Annotated in this window: 17 protein-coding genes; 4 read left to right on the forward strand and 13 right to left on the reverse strand. The window is 31.8% G+C overall.

Going from position 1 to position 21,271, the window contains the following annotated elements; genetic code table 11:
* Nucleotides 1-50 precede the first annotated feature (50 nt).
* Complete coding sequence (locus J2Z44_RS03065; protein WP_242833398.1) at nucleotides 51-509, reverse strand: redoxin domain-containing protein; 459 nt, start codon at nucleotides 507-509, stop codon at nucleotides 51-53.
* Between the two features lie 173 nt (nucleotides 510-682).
* On the opposite strand from J2Z44_RS03065, the gene J2Z44_RS03075 reads away from it, so the two are divergent.
* Nucleotides 683-1,132: a MarR family winged helix-turn-helix transcriptional regulator gene (locus J2Z44_RS03075; protein ID WP_021282715.1), complete on the forward strand. Its 450-nt coding sequence runs from the start codon at nucleotides 683-685 to the stop codon at nucleotides 1,130-1,132.
* A gap of 27 nt (nucleotides 1,133-1,159) precedes the next feature.
* On the forward strand, nucleotides 1,160-2,458 hold the full coding sequence (locus J2Z44_RS03080; RefSeq protein ID WP_021282714.1) for an MFS transporter: 1,299 nt from the start codon (nucleotides 1,160-1,162) through the stop codon (nucleotides 2,456-2,458).
* A gap of 24 nt (nucleotides 2,459-2,482) precedes the next feature.
* Here the strand turns inward: J2Z44_RS03080 and J2Z44_RS03085 are convergent, their stop codons facing one another.
* The 12 genes from J2Z44_RS03085 to J2Z44_RS03140 form a co-directional block, all read right to left on the reverse strand.
* Nucleotides 2,483-4,855: an ATP-dependent DNA helicase gene (locus tag J2Z44_RS03085; RefSeq protein WP_021282713.1), complete on the reverse strand. Its 2,373-nt coding sequence runs from the start codon at nucleotides 4,853-4,855 to the stop codon at nucleotides 2,483-2,485.
* A gap of 93 nt (nucleotides 4,856-4,948) precedes the next feature.
* Nucleotides 4,949-6,862 (reverse strand): ABC-F family ATP-binding cassette domain-containing protein, encoded by a 1,914-nt coding sequence (locus J2Z44_RS03090; RefSeq protein ID WP_021282712.1) that lies wholly within the window; start codon nucleotides 6,860-6,862, stop codon nucleotides 4,949-4,951.
* A 461-nt stretch (nucleotides 6,863-7,323) separates the two neighbouring features.
* Nucleotides 7,324-7,854, reverse strand: a complete 531-nt coding sequence (locus tag J2Z44_RS03095; protein ID WP_021282710.1) for a hypothetical protein — start codon at nucleotides 7,852-7,854, stop codon at nucleotides 7,324-7,326.
* A gap of 334 nt (nucleotides 7,855-8,188) precedes the next feature.
* Nucleotides 8,189-9,037, reverse strand: coding sequence for an FAD binding domain-containing protein (locus tag J2Z44_RS03100; protein WP_021282709.1), 849 nt, complete (start codon nucleotides 9,035-9,037; stop codon nucleotides 8,189-8,191).
* Nucleotides 9,031-9,504: a (2Fe-2S)-binding protein gene (locus J2Z44_RS03105; RefSeq protein ID WP_021282708.1), complete on the reverse strand. Its 474-nt coding sequence runs from the start codon at nucleotides 9,502-9,504 to the stop codon at nucleotides 9,031-9,033. Before J2Z44_RS03105 ends, J2Z44_RS03100 begins: the two co-directional genes overlap by 7 nt.
* The gene (locus J2Z44_RS03110; RefSeq protein WP_162830936.1) at nucleotides 9,497-11,626 is read right to left on the reverse strand and encodes a xanthine dehydrogenase family protein molybdopterin-binding subunit; all 2,130 of its coding nucleotides are present in this window, start codon (nucleotides 11,624-11,626) and stop codon (nucleotides 9,497-9,499) included. The genes J2Z44_RS03105 and J2Z44_RS03110 overlap by 8 nt, the downstream gene beginning before the upstream one ends.
* Before the next feature lie 81 nt (nucleotides 11,627-11,707).
* Complete coding sequence (locus tag J2Z44_RS03115) at nucleotides 11,708-12,301, reverse strand: nucleotidyltransferase family protein (protein WP_021282706.1); 594 nt, start codon at nucleotides 12,299-12,301, stop codon at nucleotides 11,708-11,710.
* 41 nt (nucleotides 12,302-12,342) lie between these two features.
* Nucleotides 12,343-14,655, reverse strand: coding sequence for a xanthine dehydrogenase family protein molybdopterin-binding subunit (locus J2Z44_RS03120; protein ID WP_021282705.1), 2,313 nt, complete (start codon nucleotides 14,653-14,655; stop codon nucleotides 12,343-12,345).
* Nucleotides 14,656-15,105, reverse strand: a complete 450-nt coding sequence (locus J2Z44_RS03125; protein WP_021282704.1) for a (2Fe-2S)-binding protein — start codon at nucleotides 15,103-15,105, stop codon at nucleotides 14,656-14,658.
* A complete protein-coding gene (locus J2Z44_RS03130) occupies nucleotides 15,105-15,893 on the reverse strand; it encodes an FAD binding domain-containing protein (RefSeq protein ID WP_021282703.1) in 789 nt (262 codons plus the stop codon). Before J2Z44_RS03130 ends, J2Z44_RS03125 begins: the two co-directional genes overlap by 1 nt.
* 22 nt (nucleotides 15,894-15,915) lie before the next feature.
* Nucleotides 15,916-16,995: a 4Fe-4S binding protein gene (locus tag J2Z44_RS03135; RefSeq protein ID WP_021282702.1), complete on the reverse strand. Its 1,080-nt coding sequence runs from the start codon at nucleotides 16,993-16,995 to the stop codon at nucleotides 15,916-15,918.
* A gap of 46 nt (nucleotides 16,996-17,041) precedes the next feature.
* Nucleotides 17,042-18,340, reverse strand: coding sequence for an amidohydrolase family protein (locus tag J2Z44_RS03140; RefSeq protein WP_209649328.1), 1,299 nt, complete (start codon nucleotides 18,338-18,340; stop codon nucleotides 17,042-17,044).
* A gap of 534 nt (nucleotides 18,341-18,874) precedes the next feature.
* Between J2Z44_RS03140 and J2Z44_RS03145 the strand changes: the two genes are divergently transcribed.
* Both J2Z44_RS03145 and J2Z44_RS03150 read left to right on the forward strand, forming a co-directional pair.
* Complete coding sequence (locus J2Z44_RS03145) at nucleotides 18,875-19,351, forward strand: NADH-quinone oxidoreductase subunit NuoE family protein (protein WP_021282699.1); 477 nt, start codon at nucleotides 18,875-18,877, stop codon at nucleotides 19,349-19,351.
* 16 nt (nucleotides 19,352-19,367) lie between these two features.
* A complete protein-coding gene (locus J2Z44_RS03150) occupies nucleotides 19,368-21,263 on the forward strand; it encodes an NADH-quinone oxidoreductase subunit NuoF (protein ID WP_021282698.1) in 1,896 nt (631 codons plus the stop codon).
* The last annotated feature ends 8 nt before the right edge of the window (nucleotides 21,264-21,271 follow it).

The raw sequence follows: 21,271 nt of genomic DNA on the forward strand, positions 1-21,271 counted from the left end.
CTCTTCACTTATTTTTATATTATAAGTTAATTTTATTAGCTTTTATAAACTTATCCTTTTATTTGATCTAAGATTTCATTTATGTCTGGTAAAGTGCCTAAATCATATAACTTAGTGTATTTAATTTTACCCTCTTCATCGATTAATATATTTACTCTCTCACTAATTCCATCATTGCTTCTGAATACCCCATAATCTGATGCTACTTTTCCATGAGGCCAAAAATCGGCTAAAAGCTGAATATTTTTAAGTTCAAGATGGTTATACCATGCTGCTTGAGTATACTGAGAGTCAATACTTATGCCATAAACCAAAGTATTGTTTTCTGTAAATATATTAAAATGCTCATCCAGAGCTTTTAATTGATTTTCTCACACAGGAGTAAATGCAACTGGATAAAAAGAAAGTAAAACTCGTTTTCCTTTTAGTTCTTCTAAACTAACCCTTTCTCCTCTATGGTTATTTAGTTCAAGGTTAGGTGCTTGATCTCCTACTTTTAATTCTTTCATAGACAACTCTCCTTTTTATAAATATTTACATTAAAGTTTTAACCTTTAATATTTTAATTATTCCAAATAAATCTGAAATAATATAATAATCATTCTTCACCTATTTGACTAAAAATTCAATCAGGTGTATAATAATTCGAGAGTCGAAATATTATTATAATAGGAGTGTTTTTATGGGGCTTTACAACGATAGCCAAGTTGAACAATTGGAATTTTTACTTAGAAAAGTATGCTTTAATATAAGAAAAAGAGGGAGAGTTATACTAGAAGACTACGATATCACTCCTGCTCAATTTGATGCACTACAATTGATTATAAAGAATAAAGAGATCACTATAAGTGAAATTAGTAGTTATCTTGAACAAGCACCAAGTACTATAACAGATTTAATTGATAGAATGGAAAAGAATCAATTAGTTAAGAGGATTAAAGATCAAAAGGATAGAAGAATTGTAAGAGTTATCCCCTTAGAGAAGGGAAATAAAATACTAGATAATGTTTTAATTGAAAGATGCAAATTTATTGATAACTCTTTAAAGGAAGTATGTAGTGAAGATAAAGAAAATTTCGAGAAATACTTAAATATACTTTTTAACGCATCTATGGAAGAAGAAAAACAGTAATATTGCTTATTATTTAGGGGGATATTTATGGTTGGGAAGACAGAAATGAAAAAGTCTAGTAGATTATTTATTGGATTTAAAAGATTTAATAAAAAGCGAAAACTTAATTTAGAACAAAACAATATATATTACTACACCTTAAATGGAGTATTGTTTACAATCGTTAATGAACTTTATAAAACCTTTGCTACAAAATTTATCTTTAGATTAGGTGGAACAGAGTCCCATGTGGCATTATATAATGCACTTCCTGGCTTTGTTGCAGTGTTAGCCACAATTCCAGGACTAATCTTAATAAGTAGAATTCAAAATAAAAAACAAAGCATGAGTAGGGCTTTTTACTTTAGTAGAATGTTTTTAGTTTTATTTGCTTTAGTGCCCTTTCTGCCGAGTGCTATAAGACCTTTAACCTTTGTTATTTTAATTAGCTTAATGAACTTTCCAGAATCAGTATCTGTCACTTCCCTTCAGAGCTATGTAGGAGATATTTTTACCCAAGATACTATTCCAGTAGCTATCACTACAAGAAGTAAATATTCAACTATAGCTCAAATATTATTTACTTTTATTATAGGTCAAACCTTAGGTTTAATCTCTAATATTTTTTCTGAAGGCACCGTAATTATTGTATATCAGATATTTTTTATTCTAGCCTTCCTAGTAGGCTTAGTTGAAATTAATACCTTTAAAAAGCTTAAGGAAGTAACGGAAACTGTGCAGAATAAGATTAATTTTAAAGAAGTGTTTAAGGAAATTAAAAGCACTAAACCTTTTATTAATTTCTTAATTTGCTCAGTAATATTTCACTTTGGTTGGCAAATGGGATGGCCTATGTTTAGTATATATCAAATTAAGTATCTAGGTGCAAATGAAACCTGGCTTACAATTATAAATATAGCTTCTGCTATAATAATGATTTATTCTTATGGTTATTGGAGAAAAGTAATTCAAAAGAAAGGTAATGCCTTTGCAATGGCTGTAGCTACTTTAGGCATGGCATTAACACCTTTATTATTCGTTATATCTAATAACCTTATTACCATGACCATAGTGTCAACGATCTCTGGTTTTTTTACTCCTGGGACTGTAACTGTTCTTTTGAATTCACTGTTAGAAGTTTCTCCAAGTAAAAATAGAGCCGTTTTTATAGGTTTTCATACCACAATCGTGAGTATAAGCTTGTGTATTGCTCCATTAGTTGGAGATGTAATCTTAAGTAATACAAATATTAAGTACACCTTAGTTGTGGTTGCAATTCTAAGGCTAGTAGGAAGTATTGCTTTCTTTATTAGAAATAAATATTTTAAATTAGAAGTAACTAGCTAAAATAAAAAGTATGGATTGAATTACCTAATCCATACTTTTTTCTTTAAATTCACTAACCGCAATTTGGAGTTCTTCAATACTACTAACTTCTGCATAGGGAATCCATTCTTCAGGTATAATTTTTCTGTAAAGGTCACTGGAATATCTATCGTCGAGAAGACAAATAATACCTTTATCTTCTTCTGTTCTAATTACTCTTCCTGCACCTTGGATAACCTTATTTATACCTGGAAAAGTGTACGCATAGTGAAAACCTAAATTGTTATGCTTATTAAAGTACCGTTGAATTAATTCCCTTTCAAAGCACAGTTGTGGCAACCCAACTCCCACAATTAAAGTTCCTTTTAATGCATCTCCCACTAAATCTATTCCTTCAGAAAAGATACCTCCTAGAACACAAAAGGCTATTACTGTTTTGTCCTTGTCATAGAAAAATCGTAAAAACTCTTCCCTAGCCTCTTCTCCCATGGTGGCACTTTGAATAATAACATAATCTTCCGGATACGCTTCAATATATTTATTATAAACCTGAAACATATAGCTATAAGATGGAAAGAAAATTATATAATTACCCTCATAGGCCACCTTCAAATTATATATATATGAAACTATGGTATCATAAGTAAGTTCTCTATAGTTATACCTTGTATTTATGTTCTCTCCAATAATAACACTTCTATTCTTCGAAGGAAATGGTGATTTAAGTTTTAAAGAGTAATCCCCTTCTTCACCACCAAGAAGCTCCTTAAAATACTGAATAGGTGATAATGTAGCTGAAAAAAATATTGCAGCTCTACCTTTTTTCAAAGTATTCTTAATCATTTCCCTAGGATTTAAGCAGAATAACTTCAGTTTTATATTTTGCCCTTCCTTTTCTACATAAGATACATACTCTTCATTATAAAACTCACTAATCCTTAGAAGGGTCAAAAATTCAAAATATACCTCTAAAAGCTCTTCATGAAATTCTTTTTCATCATTTTTAGCTAAATAGATATCACATTCCTCGGTAAAATCCTTGGATAATTTAATCAATTCTTTAGGCTCTTCCGTTAGGGTATAATTAACTTTATTTTCAAATTGATTCCTTAGCTTTATCATATAGCTGTTTATCTTGTTTAATTGTTTATAAATCTTAGGTTCAACACCTTTTAACTTTCTTTTTAAATTTAGTATTGGTTCCTTGGAAACTTGTGCTGAGAACATTTCCCTTCCACGATCAACCAGATTGTGAGCTTCATCTACTAAAAATATATACTCCTCTTTGCTTTCCATAAAAAATCTCTTTAAATACACTCTTGGGTCAAATACATAATTATAATCACAGATAACCATATCGCTCCATAAAGTTAAATCTAAGGAGAACTCAAAGGGGCAAACAATATACTCTTTACTATATCTTTCAATGATTTCTCTTGAATAGCAATCTTCATTTTCTAGAATATTAAATAGCGCTTCGTTTACTCTATCATAATGACCCTTAGCATATTCACAATGCTCAGGATTACATTCACAGCTTTCTTCAAAACAAATCTTTTCTTTTGCTGTAATTGTTGTTGATTTTAATCTTAGGCCTTTTTCCCTTAAAATACTTAAGGATTGCTCTGCCACTGTTCTTGTAATTGTTTTAGCTGTCAAATAAAAGATTCTATCTCCTGCCCCTTCTCCTAATGCTTTTATACTAGGAAAACAGGTGGACATAGTCTTTCCTATGCCTGTAGGAGCTTGAGCATATAGTTTTTTACCTTCCTTAATTGTTCTATATACATTTATAGCTAAATCCCTTTGACCTTTTCTATAACCGTCAAAAGGAAATTTCAAATCTACTATAGAACTATCTCTAGTAGATATCCAATTTGAAGTAAAATTAGCCCAGTGTATATATTTACTCATTATCTCTTCTAAAAATTCCTCTAATTCATGTATGCTATAAGTCCTAGTAAAGTTTTTAACTTCCAAGGATTCAACATGACAGTAAATTAATTCTATCTCAATAGTAGTTAATGAATTTTCAAGTGCGTACATATAACCATAGCACTTAGCTTGAGCCCAGTGAAGAAAATTATAATCTGGTTCTAATAGAATTAAGTCTTTATTAGTGCTCTTAATTTCCATAACCGTAACAATTTCATCCTGAACTAAAATCCCATCTGCTCTTCCCTCTAAGAGAAAATTTAGGTTATCATAAGTAAATTCATGCTTTAGATGAAGTTCAGTATAAAATTTGGCTCTTTCATTATCTTGATATTGAGTTTTTATTGATTTTTGTAGCATTTGGTGAATTTTTGTTCCTTCTTGAGCTCTAGATATACTATTATAACTGCTATCTAAGTCACCACTCCTATATATAAATTCCACTAAGTTTCTAACAGAGACTTTAATTTTATTGCTATTCATAACACTTCACCTTAACATAACATAATATAATTATAAAACTATTATATAAAAAGAAGGCAGATTCCATCTACCTTCTGAACCTTAAAATAATAATTATTTTTTAGATGCTTGTATTTGTTCATAAATTTCATTTAAGTAAGTCCATCTATCCATTAAAAATTCAAGGTCTTCCTTTAATTTACTTTCTAAACTTAACAACTCTTGGAGAAGTACGAAGTCACTTCCACATTTATTTATTTGATCTTGAATTTCTTCTAACTCAAGTTCTTTAGCTTCTATTTTATCATCAATTTCTTCAAATTCCTTTTGTTCTTTAAAAGTAAATTTTATAGGCTTATCGTTCTTATTTTTTTCTAGATTTTTATTTTTTTTCTCTACTAAAACCTTTTCTTCAATAGATTCATCAATTACAGTTTCTTTGTATTCTCTATAGTCAGAGTAGTTTCCAACTAGTTGAAGTACTTCTCCATTTCCCTCAAAACTAAAAACCTTATTTATGATTCTATCTAAAAAGTATCTATCATGAGAAACTACAATAACTGAGCCATTGAAGTTGTCGATATAATCCTCAAGTATTGTTAAAGTTTCTATGTCTAAGTCATTAGTTGGCTCATCTAACAGTAACACATTTGGCGCTTCCATCAAAACTTTAAGAAGATACAATCTTCTTTTTTCACCACCAGAAAGTTTTGATATAAAAGTAAATTGCATAGATCCTTCAAATAAAAACCTTTCTAACATTTGAGAGGCTGTAATTTTACTTCCATCAGCTGTAGTTATGTATTCAGCAACCTCTTTAATATATTCGATAACTCTAAGATTTGGGTTCATATCAGTATTTTCTTGTGTAAAATACCCTAGTTTTACAGTCTCTCCAAAGACTACTTCACCAGTAGTAGGTTTAAGTCTTCCTCCAAGAACATTTAGCAGGGTGGTTTTTCCTATTCCGTTACTTCCAATTATACCTATTCTATCTTCCTTAGTCACAATATAAGTAAAGTCCTTTATTAGTACTTTATCTTCATAACTTTTACTAATATTATAAGCTTCTATAACTTTTTTTCCTAATCTTGACGATGCTGTATTTATTTCTACGGTCTCGTCCTTAACTTCTATTTTACTATCTCTAATCTCTTCAAATCGTTGAATTCTTGCTTTTTGCTTAGTACTTCTAGCTTGTGCCCCTCTTCGAATCCATGCTAGTTCATTTTTGTATAGATTCTGTCTCTTTTTTTCTAAGGATTCTAGCATAGCTATTCTTTCCATCTTCTTTTCTAAAAAAGTCGAATAATTCCCTACATAGCTATATAAGTTACCATTATCAACCTCAAAAATTTTATTTGTAATTCTATCTAAAAAGTATCTATCGTGAGTTATCATAAGTACAGCACTTTTTCTTGACTTAAGGAGCTCTTCTAAGTAGTCAATTAATTCATTATCCATATGGTTTGTCGGCTCATCTAGGATAAGTAAATGGCAAGGACTAATAAGCACATTACATAGGGCAACTCTCTTTCTCTGACCACCTGATAACTCTCCCATTCTCTGAGAAAAATTAGTAATATTTAATTTTGTTAAGATACTTTTAGCTTCACTTTCAATTTGCCACCCATTAAGTGCGTCCAGTTTGCTATTAAGCCTAAACAATTGTTCTTGAAGATTCTTATCTCCAGAATGAGTTTGAAGCTCACCCACAACTCGCTCATACTGACGAAGTGTTTCCATAACTTCTAAGTCACCCTTAAACACTGCCTCCATAACTGTATCTTTCCCATTAAAATCAAGTTCTTGTGGGAGATAGTTAATTTTTAGACCATTCATTTTTATTATACTTCCACTATCACAATTTTCTACGCCAGCAATTATCTTTAACAGAGTTGACTTTCCAGTGCCATTTACTCCAATAATTCCGATTTTATCCTCATCAGTAATATTAAGTTTAATATTATCTAGCAAGGTTTTTTCACTATAACTTTTGCAAATATTTTCTAAGGTAATTAAATTCATAAAATCATTCCTTCAGTTAGTTTTTAAGTTGAAAATAAAGTTTAAATAATAATATTATAGGAACACAAAATACGAATATATTTTATCCAGTACAAAAACATTAATATAACTTAAACAGGATTATTGTGGAAGCTGAGTATTGATTTTGTTTCCTTTATAATATAAAACTTATAAATCTATAAACTCTATTCATTACATACATTCACTTAAACATTATACCTAATTATAAAGTAATTTTCATTATATATTTAAAAGCTAAAGATTTATTCTAAATTAATAGTAAAGTAAATATACTATTAATAGATAATTTTAAGGGGGAGTATGTATGGCTAAAAATAACAACAATAAAAAGCAAGGCGATAAAAAGAAAACTGACAACAAAAATAATAAGAATAATAAAGGTAAAAAAAAATAATAAAAAGCAGGGGTCACCTGCTTTTTATTATTAAGAAAAAACTTATTTATGCAACTAATTTTTTTGATTTTTCACCAATAGACTTAAGATCTATCTTTAAAACTCTACTTAAAGTAGCTATAAGTGGTGCCGTAATTAAACTATCAGCTATATGATGAAGTACTGTACCAACTCCAACTACTACAAAAGCTACAAAAAGGTTTTTAGTCATACCATAAACCACTAGTGCTTCTAACAACCCATGAATTGGAGCAGTAATTGACATAACTGCAGCATAACCAAAATTCTTTAACACAAGTCTTGCTCCAACATACCCTACAGCCATATGAGTTGCTGCCCTAGCTGCAATTATTGGATCTGGAAAAGCGAATAAAAATCCTAGTGCAGAACCTAATCCTACTATTAATGCTTCAAAAGGTCCAAGAAACATTGCCACAAACAGTGGAACATGCGATGCTAGTGTTGCAGAAAATGGTGGAATATACACCCTTAAAAATGGTCCGAAAATTGCTGGTATTATAATTGAAAAAGCTATTAATAAAGCCGTAATAATCATCTTTTTAACATTTGTCTTCATTTTTTATCCCCCTTTACTACTGTATATACAATAGTATACTACAATGGATACCGATTGTAAATATGATTATAAAATTAGTATACTTTGACGTGAATTCATTTTTTAGCAATCAATATAACTATATAAAAATTAATTCATACATGCACTTACCAAAGTTCTCATAGTACTTATGAAGTAACCCGATTAAACTGTTTCTAGGATACTTTGGATAAATAATTTTTTTTAATTTACTATAAAAAAATAGCATATTACTATGCTATTAAAGTTTTACTTCTAAATATTAGACTATTATTGATTTAAGTAACAATGAAATCAGTTATATTACTACTATTTACTATTTTGATAATTCATTAAGTAAGAAGTGCCTCAGTAAATTCAAGGAAACGAACTTTCTGTACTTAGCTGTTGACCTAGCATCATCTATGGGCCTAATTAATTCTGAATATCTCCCTACAATTTCACAAACTTTGAATTTAGTATCTTTTATTGAACCTCCCACTAAACTAAGTTCTAAATCTCTATTGCTAATTACAACGGGTCCAACTGAACCAAATGCTATCCTCAAATCTCTAATAGTACTATTTTCCACTTCATAAAACCCTATAAAAGAAGCTTTTGCTAAAGCTGTAGCCTTTCTAGTTCCTAATTTATGATAATAAAACTCTTTGTTATCATAGTTCTCTATTAGTATTTCTGTGAGTATTTCCCCTGAACATATGGTTGTTTTTCCAGGCCCAATAATAAATTCTTTTATAGGAATTATTCTTTCCCTTTCTTTAGACATAAGCTTTAATTTTGCGTCTAGTGCGTATAATGGAAGAATGATGTCGCCTGCTGGTGAAGCATTACAAATGTTTCCACCTATGGAAGCTACGTTTCTTATGGCTGGTGAAGCAATTTCTTTAATTACTACTTTTAAGTATTTTGGAATTATAAGGCTGTTATTTAATTCATTAAAGGTACACCCACTTCCAATATAAAGAGTCCTATTTTTAATTGATATACTCCTTAATTCACTAATTTTATTAATAAACATTACTGGTTTCTCAAAACTCGGAACAACCCCTGACCAAGTTTTTCTTTTCACCATTAAGTCTGTTCCTCCATTTAAAATCATGACTTGATTTTTACTTAAAACATCTAAAGCTTCCTCTAGGGTGTTAGGAGTGAAGGCTTTTACCATAGTCCTTTCCCCCTTTCCGCAGCTAATTTAATAGCTTCAACTATCATAGTGTATCCAGTACACCTACATAGATTTCCAGAAATTCCAATTCTAATATCTTCTTCAGTTGGTTTCGGATTTTTAGCTAATAAGGCCTCTGATGCCATAATCATCCCAGGCGTACAAAAACCACACTGAACTGAACCGGCATCCTCATAAGCCTGTCTTAGAACTTCAAATCGCTTGCTTTCTTTAAATCCATCAATAGTCAATACTATTGAATTGTTTAAGGAACCTATAGGAACAAGACAAGAGTTTACTAAGTTACCATCTATTATAACTGAGCAAGCTCCACATTCGCCTTGACCACAGCCTTCTTTTACACCAGTTATGGACTTGTCTTCTCTTAGTACATCAATTAATCTTTTTAATGGATCACAATATAAAACTATTTCCTTACCATCTAATATAAATGCAATCCTATTCATTATTCATCACCTCCATAAGATACTCTGGAGTTACAGGAATTTCAGTTATATTTTTACCTAGGGCATTTCTGACTGCAAGGGCATAAGCAACTGGCGCTCCAACAAAGGTTAATTCTCCTGCACTTTTAGCACCAAAAGGACCATTGTCATAGGGATTGGTTATAATAGCACTTTCAATTTTAGGAAAATCTAAAGCCGTTGGTATAACATAATCTGTATTTGTTCTTTGAACTAACCGTCCTTTTCTTATTTCCATTTTTTCTATGGAACCAAAACCTAATCCTTGAAGCATGCCTCCATCTATCTGGCCACGAATTATTTTTTCATCTATGGCTACACCAACATCAAATACCCCATAGACACCTAACACTTTTATTTCATAGGTTAAAGGATTAACCTCAACCTCTACAACATTTGCTCCCCAGGAATATTCATTATAAGCATCACCCTCAAATTTGGAGTCATCCCAGTAAAATCCTTGTGGAAACTTGTAATTTTCAGTAATTTGCTGATCTTCCCCTGAAAGCCAGCACTGTTTTAATCTAGCTGCAGCTTGTTGTAATAGCTTTCCCACAATCATTATAGTTCTAGATGCTACCGTAGGGCCAGAATCTGGTACCCTATCTGTATCAGGATTAGATAGAATTACTTTATCCACAGGAATCCCTATTTCCATTGCAACTATTTTTCTTAAAGTTGTTTGGGTTCCTTGTCCCATTTCCACATTTGAAATTAAAATTTCTACGGAATCATCTTTATATTTTCTTAGCTTTACTACTGCCTTAATATGATCTCTTTCTCCACTGCCAGTAAATCCACCACCATGAAAAAATAAAGACATTCCTATACCTTTTAGACAGTTATTACTTCTGTACTCATCATACTTTTTACTGTATTGCGACATATCTTCAATTTTATTGATTAAGTCTTTTGTTGGTACATAACCCCTATAAACACCACCTGTAGAAGTAAAATCTCCTGTGTTCACTAAATTAAGTTTTTTAAATTCAAGAGGAGTTAATTTTAGCTCATTAGCTACATATTCCATATGCATTTCTAAAGCAAAAAAACCTTGTGGGGCCCCAAACCCCCTAAAACCGCCTCCTGGAACGGTATTAGTGGCAAAAGCTCTTCCTCTAACTCTCACGTTTGGAACATTGTACACTCCTGTTGCTGCAAACATTGCCCGCTGCAGAACTATATTAGTAAGACCACAGTATGCACCACCATCTAGTCTAATATCATTATCTATTCCAATGATTTTATTATTCTTATCGATTAGCATAGTAACTTTAAGTTTAGATGGATGCCTCTTAGTAGTACACTCTATATCCTCATCTCTATCAAAAATTAACATTACTGGTTTTTTAGCTTTAATAGCAGCAAAGGCTACATGTCCACCTGTTAAAGAAGGGTACTCCTCCTTACCACCAAAGGCACCCCCTGTAGTTGTTTGAATAATTTGTACTCTATTCTCTTCAAAACCTAAAGCTTCAACTACTGCATCTTTTACATAATAAGGGCATTGTATTGAACCGTAAATACTAACCTTACCATTACTATAAGTTGCGGCTATTCCTTGTGGCTCAAGATAAATATGTTCCTGATATCCAGTTTCATATTCTTTTGTAAAAACCTTATAAGCTTCTTTATAAGCCTGCTGTATATCACCTTTTTTATAATTATAATCTGCAAACAAATTATCAGTTCCATAAATTGGTGATTTATAAGTCGATTCCTCAATATTGAATATTGGGTCTAAAGCCTCATAGTTTACCTTTACCTTTGCCAATAAATCTAAGATTATCTTCTTATCTTTTCCTACTATTAAGGCAATAGGTTCTCCTATATAGTTAACAGTATCTTCAGCAAAGAATGGCATATCATAGGTAACTATTTTAACCTTATTTTTACTTGGAATATCATTTTTATCAACTATAAAGTATCCTTCCGGAAGCGAAGGGTACTCAATGCTTAGTATCTTAGCCCTAGCCATTGTTGATCTAAGAGTTTTCGCATACAATAAATCTTCAAAATCCATGTCTCCTACATATTTAGCTTCTCCTTTTATTTTATCCTTAGCATCAAATCTATTAATTGGAGTACTTATACACTTATTAATTTTAAACACCCCCATACTCCTTAATGTTAATAGTAAGATAAATCTAATATTTATCTTCATTAACGGATTAATGATAAAAACCTATTTCTTTTTGCTCTTTTCTTTAACTAGATGTTTTTCAAGGGCAACAATATAATCTTCATAGGTATCTATATCATATAAAATACCATCATGGTCTACTTCTAAAGTGTCAAAACCCATATAGTTTATTACTTCTCTCAAGTTGTTGAACTCTCCATTTATTAAGTTTTTTATATCATTTTCTCTAAACAGAACTGGATGTCCCTTTCTCCCCCTAAAAGTAGGTATGACTACTGAAGAATTACTTTTGTAATCTAGCAACTGTTTATATACACCTTCATCAACTAAAACATAGTCCCCAGGAATAAGGAAAAACTTATGGCTAGTAGTGTTATTAATACCTAACTTTACAGAACTGAACATACCGCACTCATAATTATCATTATAGATAATCTGAACCTTTTCGTATTTTGATAGTAGTTCTTTTATAATATGATAATTATATCCACCAATAACAATAATTTTATCTACACTGCTATACAGGTTAGCTATACAAGTTTCAATAACAGTACTATTATTAAATTCTAGTGTCATTTTATATCTGTGAGCTCTTGAAGAAAATCCTGCTGCCAAAACAACTGCCTCTATGGTCAATAGTCACACCTCCCTAATCTTATAATTTTATTACTAAAAATTTATTTTTTTAAATTGTTTATTTCTCTTAGAAGCTTCTCTGGAGTTATAGGCAAATCTCTCACTCTAACTCCACATGCATTAAAAATCGCATTAGCAATAGCAGCTGGTGGAGTATCTATTCCTATTTCGCCTACAGATTTAGCCCCATAAGGTCCTGAAGGTTCATAGCTTTCAGCAAATTCAACGGTAAGTTTAGTAACATCTTTTCTAGTAGGTACTTTGTATTGCATTAAGTTGTTAGTCAATAATTTTCCAGCTTCATTTCTCACTACATTTTCATATAAAGTCATGCCAATCCCTTGAAGAAGTCCACCTTCAACCTGTATTCTAGCTAGATTTGGATTTATAGTAGTGCCACAATCTACTATAGATATATAATCTTTTACTTCAACTTTTCCAGTTTCAGTATCAACTTCAACTTCTGTGAAAGCCCCCATAAATGGAGCAGGAGACTTTTCACCGCAGTAAGATTCACAAGCCACTAACTGTTTTTGATTGTTATTATAGAATAATTCTGTTGAAAGCTCCTTTAATGACACTTCTTTCTTAGCATCTGTAGTTTTAAGAATTTTTCCGTCAAAATGTATTTCTGTTTTAGATACACCAAACTTAAGCGCTGCCTCTTCAATAATCATATCTCTCATCTTCTCAGCAGTTTTCCTAACAGCATTTCCTGATACAAAGGTAGTACTTGATGCATAGGCACCTGTATCAAATGGAGTTAAATCAGTGTCCGATGAGTAAACTACTATATCACTAGTGGAAACTCCTAAACCTTCTGCTGCTATTTGAGCTAGTATTGTATCACTGCCTGTACCTAAGTCTGTAGCTCCTATCATTAAATTAAAGAAACCACCGTCATTTAGTTTTAATATTGCAGAGGCCATATCTATTTTAGGTATACCGGAGCCTTGCATAGCTATAGCCATACCGTATCCTCTAACTTTTCCATTACCTTCGACTTTCCTTGGATAATTTTTCTTCCAATTTATAAGCTCCGAACCTCTGTTTACACAATATTCTAGCTTACAATTTTCAAGAATCATTTCAACTCCTTCGCCACCTTCACCCATGATTTTAAATACTGGAGAGGTTTCACCTTCAGTTATCATATTAATCCTTCTAAGTTCTAATGGATCCATATTAAGTTCATGAGCAAGTTCATCTATAATAGACTCTAATGCAAAATTGCCTTGAATTGCCCCATATCCTCTGAAGGCTCCTGCTGGAGTCTGATTTGTATAAACAACTTTTCCCCCAAATCTTACCGCATCAACTTTATTATATAATGGTAAAGTTTTTGATCCACCTACCATAAATACAGTTAGGGCATGCTCACCATAAGCACCAGTATCTGATAGCACCTTCATATCGATTCCCTTCAATCTTCCATCTTTATTAGCTGCTAATCGAACATTAAACCTCATTGGATGCCTGTTATATGATGCATCAAAAACTTCTGTCCTTGTATAAATCAACTTACATGGTTTCCCAGTTTTAATTGTCATTGCAGCTACAATCATCTCACCATGGATAGCTTGTTTACCACCATAACCGCCACCAATTCGGGGTTTAATAACGCGGATTTTATTTAGCGGTAACCCTAAAGCTGTACCAACGATTCTTCTTGCATGAACTGGATTTTGGGTTGAAGAAATTATATTTATTCTTCCATGTATATCTAAGTAAGCTCCTGAGGAATGAGGCTCCATTGTAACATGAGCTTGAGCTTGAGTATAATAAGTTTTACTTATTACTATATCAGCCTTAGCAAAAGTCTCGTCTATATTACCTACGCTCATAGAATAAGCAGCTGCAATATTGTTCTGAGGGTCGAAACCTATATCAAACATAGAATGGCATTCAGGTTCCAGATGTATTATTGAAGGATTTCCTTCTGCTTTTTCAAAATCAAGTACTGGTTCTAAAACTTTATACTGTACCTTGATTAAATTCAAAGCATCTTCAGCTATGGTTTCGCTAATTGCTGCCACAACTGCTACCTCATCTCCTACATACCTAACGTATTTATCTAAAATAAATTTATCGTGGGGAGAAGGTTCTGGATAACCTTGACCTGCTCTAGTCACCGCATTTCTTGGTACATCCTTATATGTTAAAATTCCTTCTACTCCTGGAAGTTTTTCAGCATCCTTTGTGTCAATGTCTATAATTTCTGCAAAGGCATGGGGACTTCTTAACACTTTACAGACTAATGAATCTTTTGGAACTAAGTCGTTTGTATATACTGGCTTTCCTTTTAGCAAACCCATGCTTTCAATTTTCGGAATAGACTTTTTAACTTCCTTCATTTATTTCACCCCTAAATACTTTTTTATTGCACGAGTATGTCCAACATATCCTGAGCACCTACATAAGTTTCCTACTAAATAATGACGGATGTCATCTTCTGTAGGGTTTTCAAGCTCTTTTTTCATAGATAATATGGTTAGTACAAAACTTGGAGAACAATAACCACATTGTTCAACTCCCTCAGAAGATAAAAATTTGCCTATTTCTTCAGCTTCCTTTTGTACTCCTTCTATAGTGATTACTTCATGTCCATGAGCTCTTACTGAAAGCCAGGCACAAGAAGGTATCGGCTTTCCATCTAAAATTACAGTGCAAGCTCCACAAGAACCAGTATCACAGCCACGTTTAACACTTAAATATCCATTAGCTCTTAAAGTTTCTAATAGATATTCTTGAGGTTCTACTTGTAATTGCTTATCCATACCATTGATTTTTATATTAATAATCATTACAATACCTCCATTACAGCCCTTTTTACTAGGACTTTTGCAACTTCTTTTCTATATTCCTTTGAACCTCTTAAATCACTACCAAAGCTAAACTCATCAACCACTGAGTCACATAGATTATTTATCCGCTCTTCAGGAACATGTAAGTCTTTTATTATCTCCATTGACTTACATGTTGCTTTGGCAACTCCTGGCCTAGCTCCAATTACTATTTTAAAATTATTGTTAGTATTACAAACTGCTACGTTTACTATTGAAAAATCTGTAGCTGTATTTCGTAAATCTTTAAAACTAGTCTTACAATTCTTTTTATTTATAATAACTTTTGTTATAATATCTCTTGGAATTTGTGGCAATGCTATGAAATCCTCAAGACTTATTTCCCCTCTATTGTATAAAAATACTTTAGTATCTAAAGCTATTAATGCGGTTAATAGGTCTGAGAATCCGTATCTTCCACCAATTGTGCCTCCAATAGTTGCAACATTTCGAAGTTGAACTCCCATAATTATAGAGGAAACCTTTGAGATTAATCCCCCAAAATTATTTTTTAAAGCTTTTGACTCTTCAATTTCTCTTAAAGTTGTCATAGCTCCTATTTCAACAAAATTGTCCTGTTCTTTAATATAGTTTAAATTTAAATCATATGGGTCAATGGCTTTGTTAATTTTTCTATTACCTAATTTTAAGTAAGCACCACCACCTATAACTGCATTATTACCATGAGAAATTAACTCAGTATAGGCTTCATCTAAGGATTTAGGTTTTAAATAATTGCTAATTCTCAAACTATATTCCTCCCCATTTTTTTTATAAAACTCCTGTAATAGAATGTATTGGACAACGGCTTTCACAGAGACCACATCCAAAGCATACGTCCCTATTAACCTTAGCAACCTTTTCAACTTTCATTGCAAAATAAGGGCATACCTTCTCGCATAATTTACATCCATTGCATTTCTCTTCATCAATAGTTGGGTGTCTAGGTTCAAATTTTATCTCTTTAATTAATTTTGTGTTTTTTATCTCTTCTACTGATTTAAAGTTGTATTTTTCTATGGTTTTAGGTAAGTCCTTAACTATTTTTTCATATAAGTCTTTTCCTTTTATCATGGCAGAAGATAACATTTGCACAGCATCTGCACCTGCTAATAAAAACTCCACTACATCATCTGCGCTAGATATTCCACCCACACCGATTATAGTAATATCAGGAAAAGCCTCTCTTATCATATTCACCAAAGCAAGTGCAACTGGCTTTATATTAGGACCTGAGGTCCAAACTTGTCCTTTTTCATTTCCAACTAATACCTTTCTTTTCATTGGATCTAATATCATAGATGGACCAAGTGAGTTTACAGCTACAATTCCATTTGCACCATTTTCTATTGCAGTTTTAACAAATCCTATAGGATCAGGCATATGGGGACTCATTTTCATAAATATTGGTTTATCTGTATATTTTCTAATTGTAGCTACAGTTTGTCCTATAACATTCAAATCTTTACCAACATAGTGTGTAGAGATTTCAAAAGCTTGTGCAAAGGGGTGTAATTTTGGAATTAAATATTCCATATCCTCTTTTGTGTAACCAGCGCTAATTATTAGTGGAACTTTCAGTTTTTCTTTTAATGCAGGAAGTATTTCGCTTATCCATTTTTCACTAGAATACTCAGACCAAAGCTCTGCATTCATTATTTTATTGTTATCTCCGTATATACAAGGTCTTGGCACCACTGCTGCCTCTACTGATATAGTTTTTGTAACCATTCCACCTAGACCAAACTGCTCAAGAATAAGAATTTTTTCATCATCGCCTACTAATGGTCCTGAAGCAGGCATCAATGGATTTTGAAGTTCAATTCCACATATGCTAGTCCTTAAGTTCATCTTATCTCCCCCAATATTAAACTATTTTATTAAAATGTATAATGACCTAATTTAATTTATTCCATATTTTTCTTGAAGCCTCTCTACTTTCTTCATAGACATTAGAAAGGGGTAATTTAATCTTATAGTTATCCATAACAATACTACCTTTACAAATCACATAACTAGGAGCAAAATTATCAAATATACCAAAATAAATGTGTGAAAAAATATTTTCTTCTGAAATCATAGTTGGTGGATTATATGGAACTAGGATTAAATCTGCAACATATCCTTCATCTAATCTTCCTATTTTTATCCCTAATTGATTAGAAACATATTCATAAGTATTGTTAATTATTTTTAATAAGTCACCAAAGTTAAAAGCTAGTGGACTTTGATACTTATTTTTCATTGAGTAGGTTAAATTTAGATATTCTCTAGTTATATTGGCACCTAGCCCATCATTTCCAATAATACAAGGAATATTGTGTCTTTTAAGCAAGTTATAATCCGGCAATCCCACTGCATTGTTCATGTTGGAGGTCGGATTTAAAGCTACAAATACATTATTATTCCCTAATATTTCAGCCTCCATATGGTTTATATGAACACAATGAGCTAGAATTGAATTGTTTCCAAGTAGCTTATGGTCTCTTAATCTTTCAACTACTGTTTTTCCATATTTATTAATAGCATCTATCTCATCATCTAAACTTTCAGCAACATGAATATGAATTGGTATATCACCTTTTAAGTTATATACCTTCTCCATAGTACTATCAGAAATAGACATGGATGCATGCATTCCAAATAAGCCGTAGCAACTCTCGTTTTTTACTTTTGAAAAGTCTATATTTTCTTCTATGCATTGATCAATATTGAACCTATCGCTAGTTTCAAAACAAAACAAACCTCTAAGCCCTAAGTCATCGCAAATTGCTGTCTTAAGCTTTTTTAAGGTACCTAAAATATTTCCACCACTTGCATGGTGATCTATCAGTGTAGTTACCCCATTCTTTATACAGTCTACACCATAAATAATTGCACTTAGATAACAATCTTCAATATCTAAAACACCATCTAACTTCCACCATAATTGATCTAAAATATCCTTAAAGCTTTGAGGATTGAAGGGCAAATTCATCCCTCTGGAAAAAGTAGAATATATGTGAGTATGTCCATTAATTAGTCCAGGCATTAGTATACAGTTACTTCCATCAATAATAGTATCAATATGTTTTTTTTCTATAGAAGTAAATTCCTTCATTGAGCCTATTTTCAATATTTTTTCATCAAAGAGTATATAACTATCTTCTCTGTAGTTTTTAAAATCATAAAACTTAGAATTAACTATAGCCTTCATAAACAACCACCCTTAAACAAAAACTCATTTTAAGTTATCTATAACTGCAAAATGAAGTTTTTATGTCATAATTATCATAAAAACAAAACTACTTTCATAACTTTAGTTTGTAATTTATATTCTGAAGAAGCTTTTTATATTCTAATTAAGTTTTAAAATATTACAATTAATATAAAAATTTTAAACACCTAAAAATGTTCATATATAATTAATATTTTTTTAACAAGATTTTATGGCTGAAACCCACTTCATCATTATCATATTATTTTAGAACTTTCAGCTCTGAATTATATAATACTGAATATTCGTATCAATTAATCATATATAAGTTAAAGAGTATGTTTAAAACACTCTTAACTATGAAGCAAAAAAGTTGTCGAATTATATCTAAATAAATAAAATACCACTATACAATTAGCAAAGGACGTATTATACTATATATGAAATTGTTAAACAATTTACAAAATATCAAAAATTGTTTTTATTGCAATGAAGCTGTCAAGCATTATTGTTTATTTAAGGGGGTAAATTTAAGTGTGCTGTAACAATGAAAAGAATCAAATGTTTAACGAACTTCAAACTTTCATTGATGGACTTCCTAGCAAGGAAGGCGCTTTAATTGAGGTTTTACACAGAGCTCAACACATCTTTGGATATCTGCCATCTGAAGTTCAAGCCTTTGTAGCTGAAAAATTAGATATACCTGTTTCTAAGGTATATGGGGTTGTAACTTTTTACTCTTTCTTTACTACAGAACCTAGGGGTAAGTATGTCGTTAATGTGTGTATGGGTACCGCTTGCTTTGTAAGAGGTGCTGGAGACGTACTTAAAGAATTTGAAAAACAGCTTAATATCAAATCTGGTGAAACTACTCCGGATATGAAATTCACTGTAGGTTCATTACGCTGCGTAGGTGCTTGTGGTCTAGCACCAGTTGTAACTGTTAATGACAAAGTTTATGGACATGTAACAAAAGACCAAGTTGAAAAAATTGTTGCAGAGTATATGTAGTTTAGGGGGGATAATTTTGAATAAAATTAATTCTTTTAATGAGTTAGATCAATTGCATGAAAAATACAAATCCTTATTAAATGTTAGGAAAGCTACTAATGGTAGGGATTTTAAAGATGAAAATGGTAACAAAAGAATTGAGTTATTAATTTGTGGTGGTACAGGCTGTAAGTCTGCCCAAAGTGATTTAATAAAATCAAATCTAGAAGCTGAAGTTAAGGCTGCTGGACTTGAAAATCTAGTACATGTTTCAATTACTGGATGTTTTGGTTTCTGTGAAAAGGGTCCAATTGTAAAGGTTTCGCCTGATGATGTATTTTATGTTCATGTTACACCAGAAGATGCTGGAGAAATTATAAACGAACATATAATTAATGGACATGTTATTGATAGACTTCTATATGAAGAGCCAACTATCAAAGAAAAAGTTAAGACACAGGACGAAATGACTTTCTATAAAAAACAAGTAAGAATTGCATTAAGAAATTGCGGATTAATCAATCCGGAAGACATTAAAGAATATATCGCTGAAGAAGGTTACTTAGCACTTGGAAAATGTTTAACTAAGTATTCTCAAGATGAAGTAATCAATATAATGATTGAATCAGGACTAAGAGGTAGAGGTGGCGGTGGCTTCCCTACAGGTAAAAAGTGGCAATTTGCTAAATCTTATGATGCTGATCAAAAATATATTATATGTAATGCTGATGAAGGTGACCCAGGTGCATTCATGGATCGTTCCATATTAGAAGGTGACCCACATAGTGTAATTGAAGCTATGGCAATAGCTGGTTACTGCATTGGAGCTTCTATCGGATGTGTATATATAAGAGCAGAGTATCCGCTAGCTATTAATAGATTAAGAATTGCTATTGAACAAGCAAGAAACTGCGGACTTCTTGGAAAAAATATCATGGGAACTGATTTTGATTTTGATATACAAATTAAATATGGTGCTGGTGCCTTTGTATGTGGAGAAGAAACTGCTCTTATTCACTCTATCGAAGGTGAGCGTGGAGAACCAACTAACAAGCCACCATTTCCAGCTGAATCAGGACTTTGGAATAAACCAACTTCCGTAAACAATGTTGAAACCTTTGCTAATATACCAGCTATTATTAATAGAGGTGCTAAATGGTATAGTTCTATAGGAACAGCAACTTCTAAAGGTACTAAAGTATTCGCTTTAGCAGGAAAGATAAATAACGTAGGTTTAGTTGAAGTACCTATGGGAACTACCTTAAGAGAAATAATCTATGAAATTGGCGGTGGTATTAAAAACGACCGTGAATTTAAAGCTGTACAAACTGGTGGACCATCAGGTGGATGTATTCCTAAAGAATATTTAGATATACCAATAGATTATGAGTCCTTAGGTGCTATTGGTTCCATGATGGGATCAGGCGGAATGATTGTAATGGATGAAGATAACTGTATGGTAGATATCGCTAAGTTCTACTTAGAATTTACTAAGGAAGAATCTTGTGGTAAATGTACTCCTTGTAGAGTTGGAAATACAAGACTTCTTGAAATATTAGAAACAATTAGTAAAGGAAAAGGAACATTAGAAGATTTAGACAAGCTAAAATCACTATCTCAAACTATAAAAGATACTTCTTTATGTGGACTTGGTCAAACAGCACCAAACCCAATATTAAGTACTATGAAATACTTCTATGATGAATATAAAGCTCACGTAGTGGATAAAGTTTGTCCAGCTGGAGTATGTAAAGATCTTATGAAGTATGTAATTACTGATAGATGTATAGGATGTACAAAGTGTGCTAGACAATGTCCTGTTAGTTGCATCAGTGGAAAAGTTAAAAATCTGCACGTAATTGACCAAGAAAAATGTATCAAGTGCGGAGCTTGTCAATCAGCATGTCCTGTAGATGCTATTGATTTAGTTTAATTAAAAAA

The sequence above is a fragment of the Clostridium punense genome (genome assembly GCF_017874425.1).
GTDB classification, from domain to species: domain Bacteria; phylum Bacillota; class Clostridia; order Clostridiales; family Clostridiaceae; genus Clostridium_J; species Clostridium_J punense.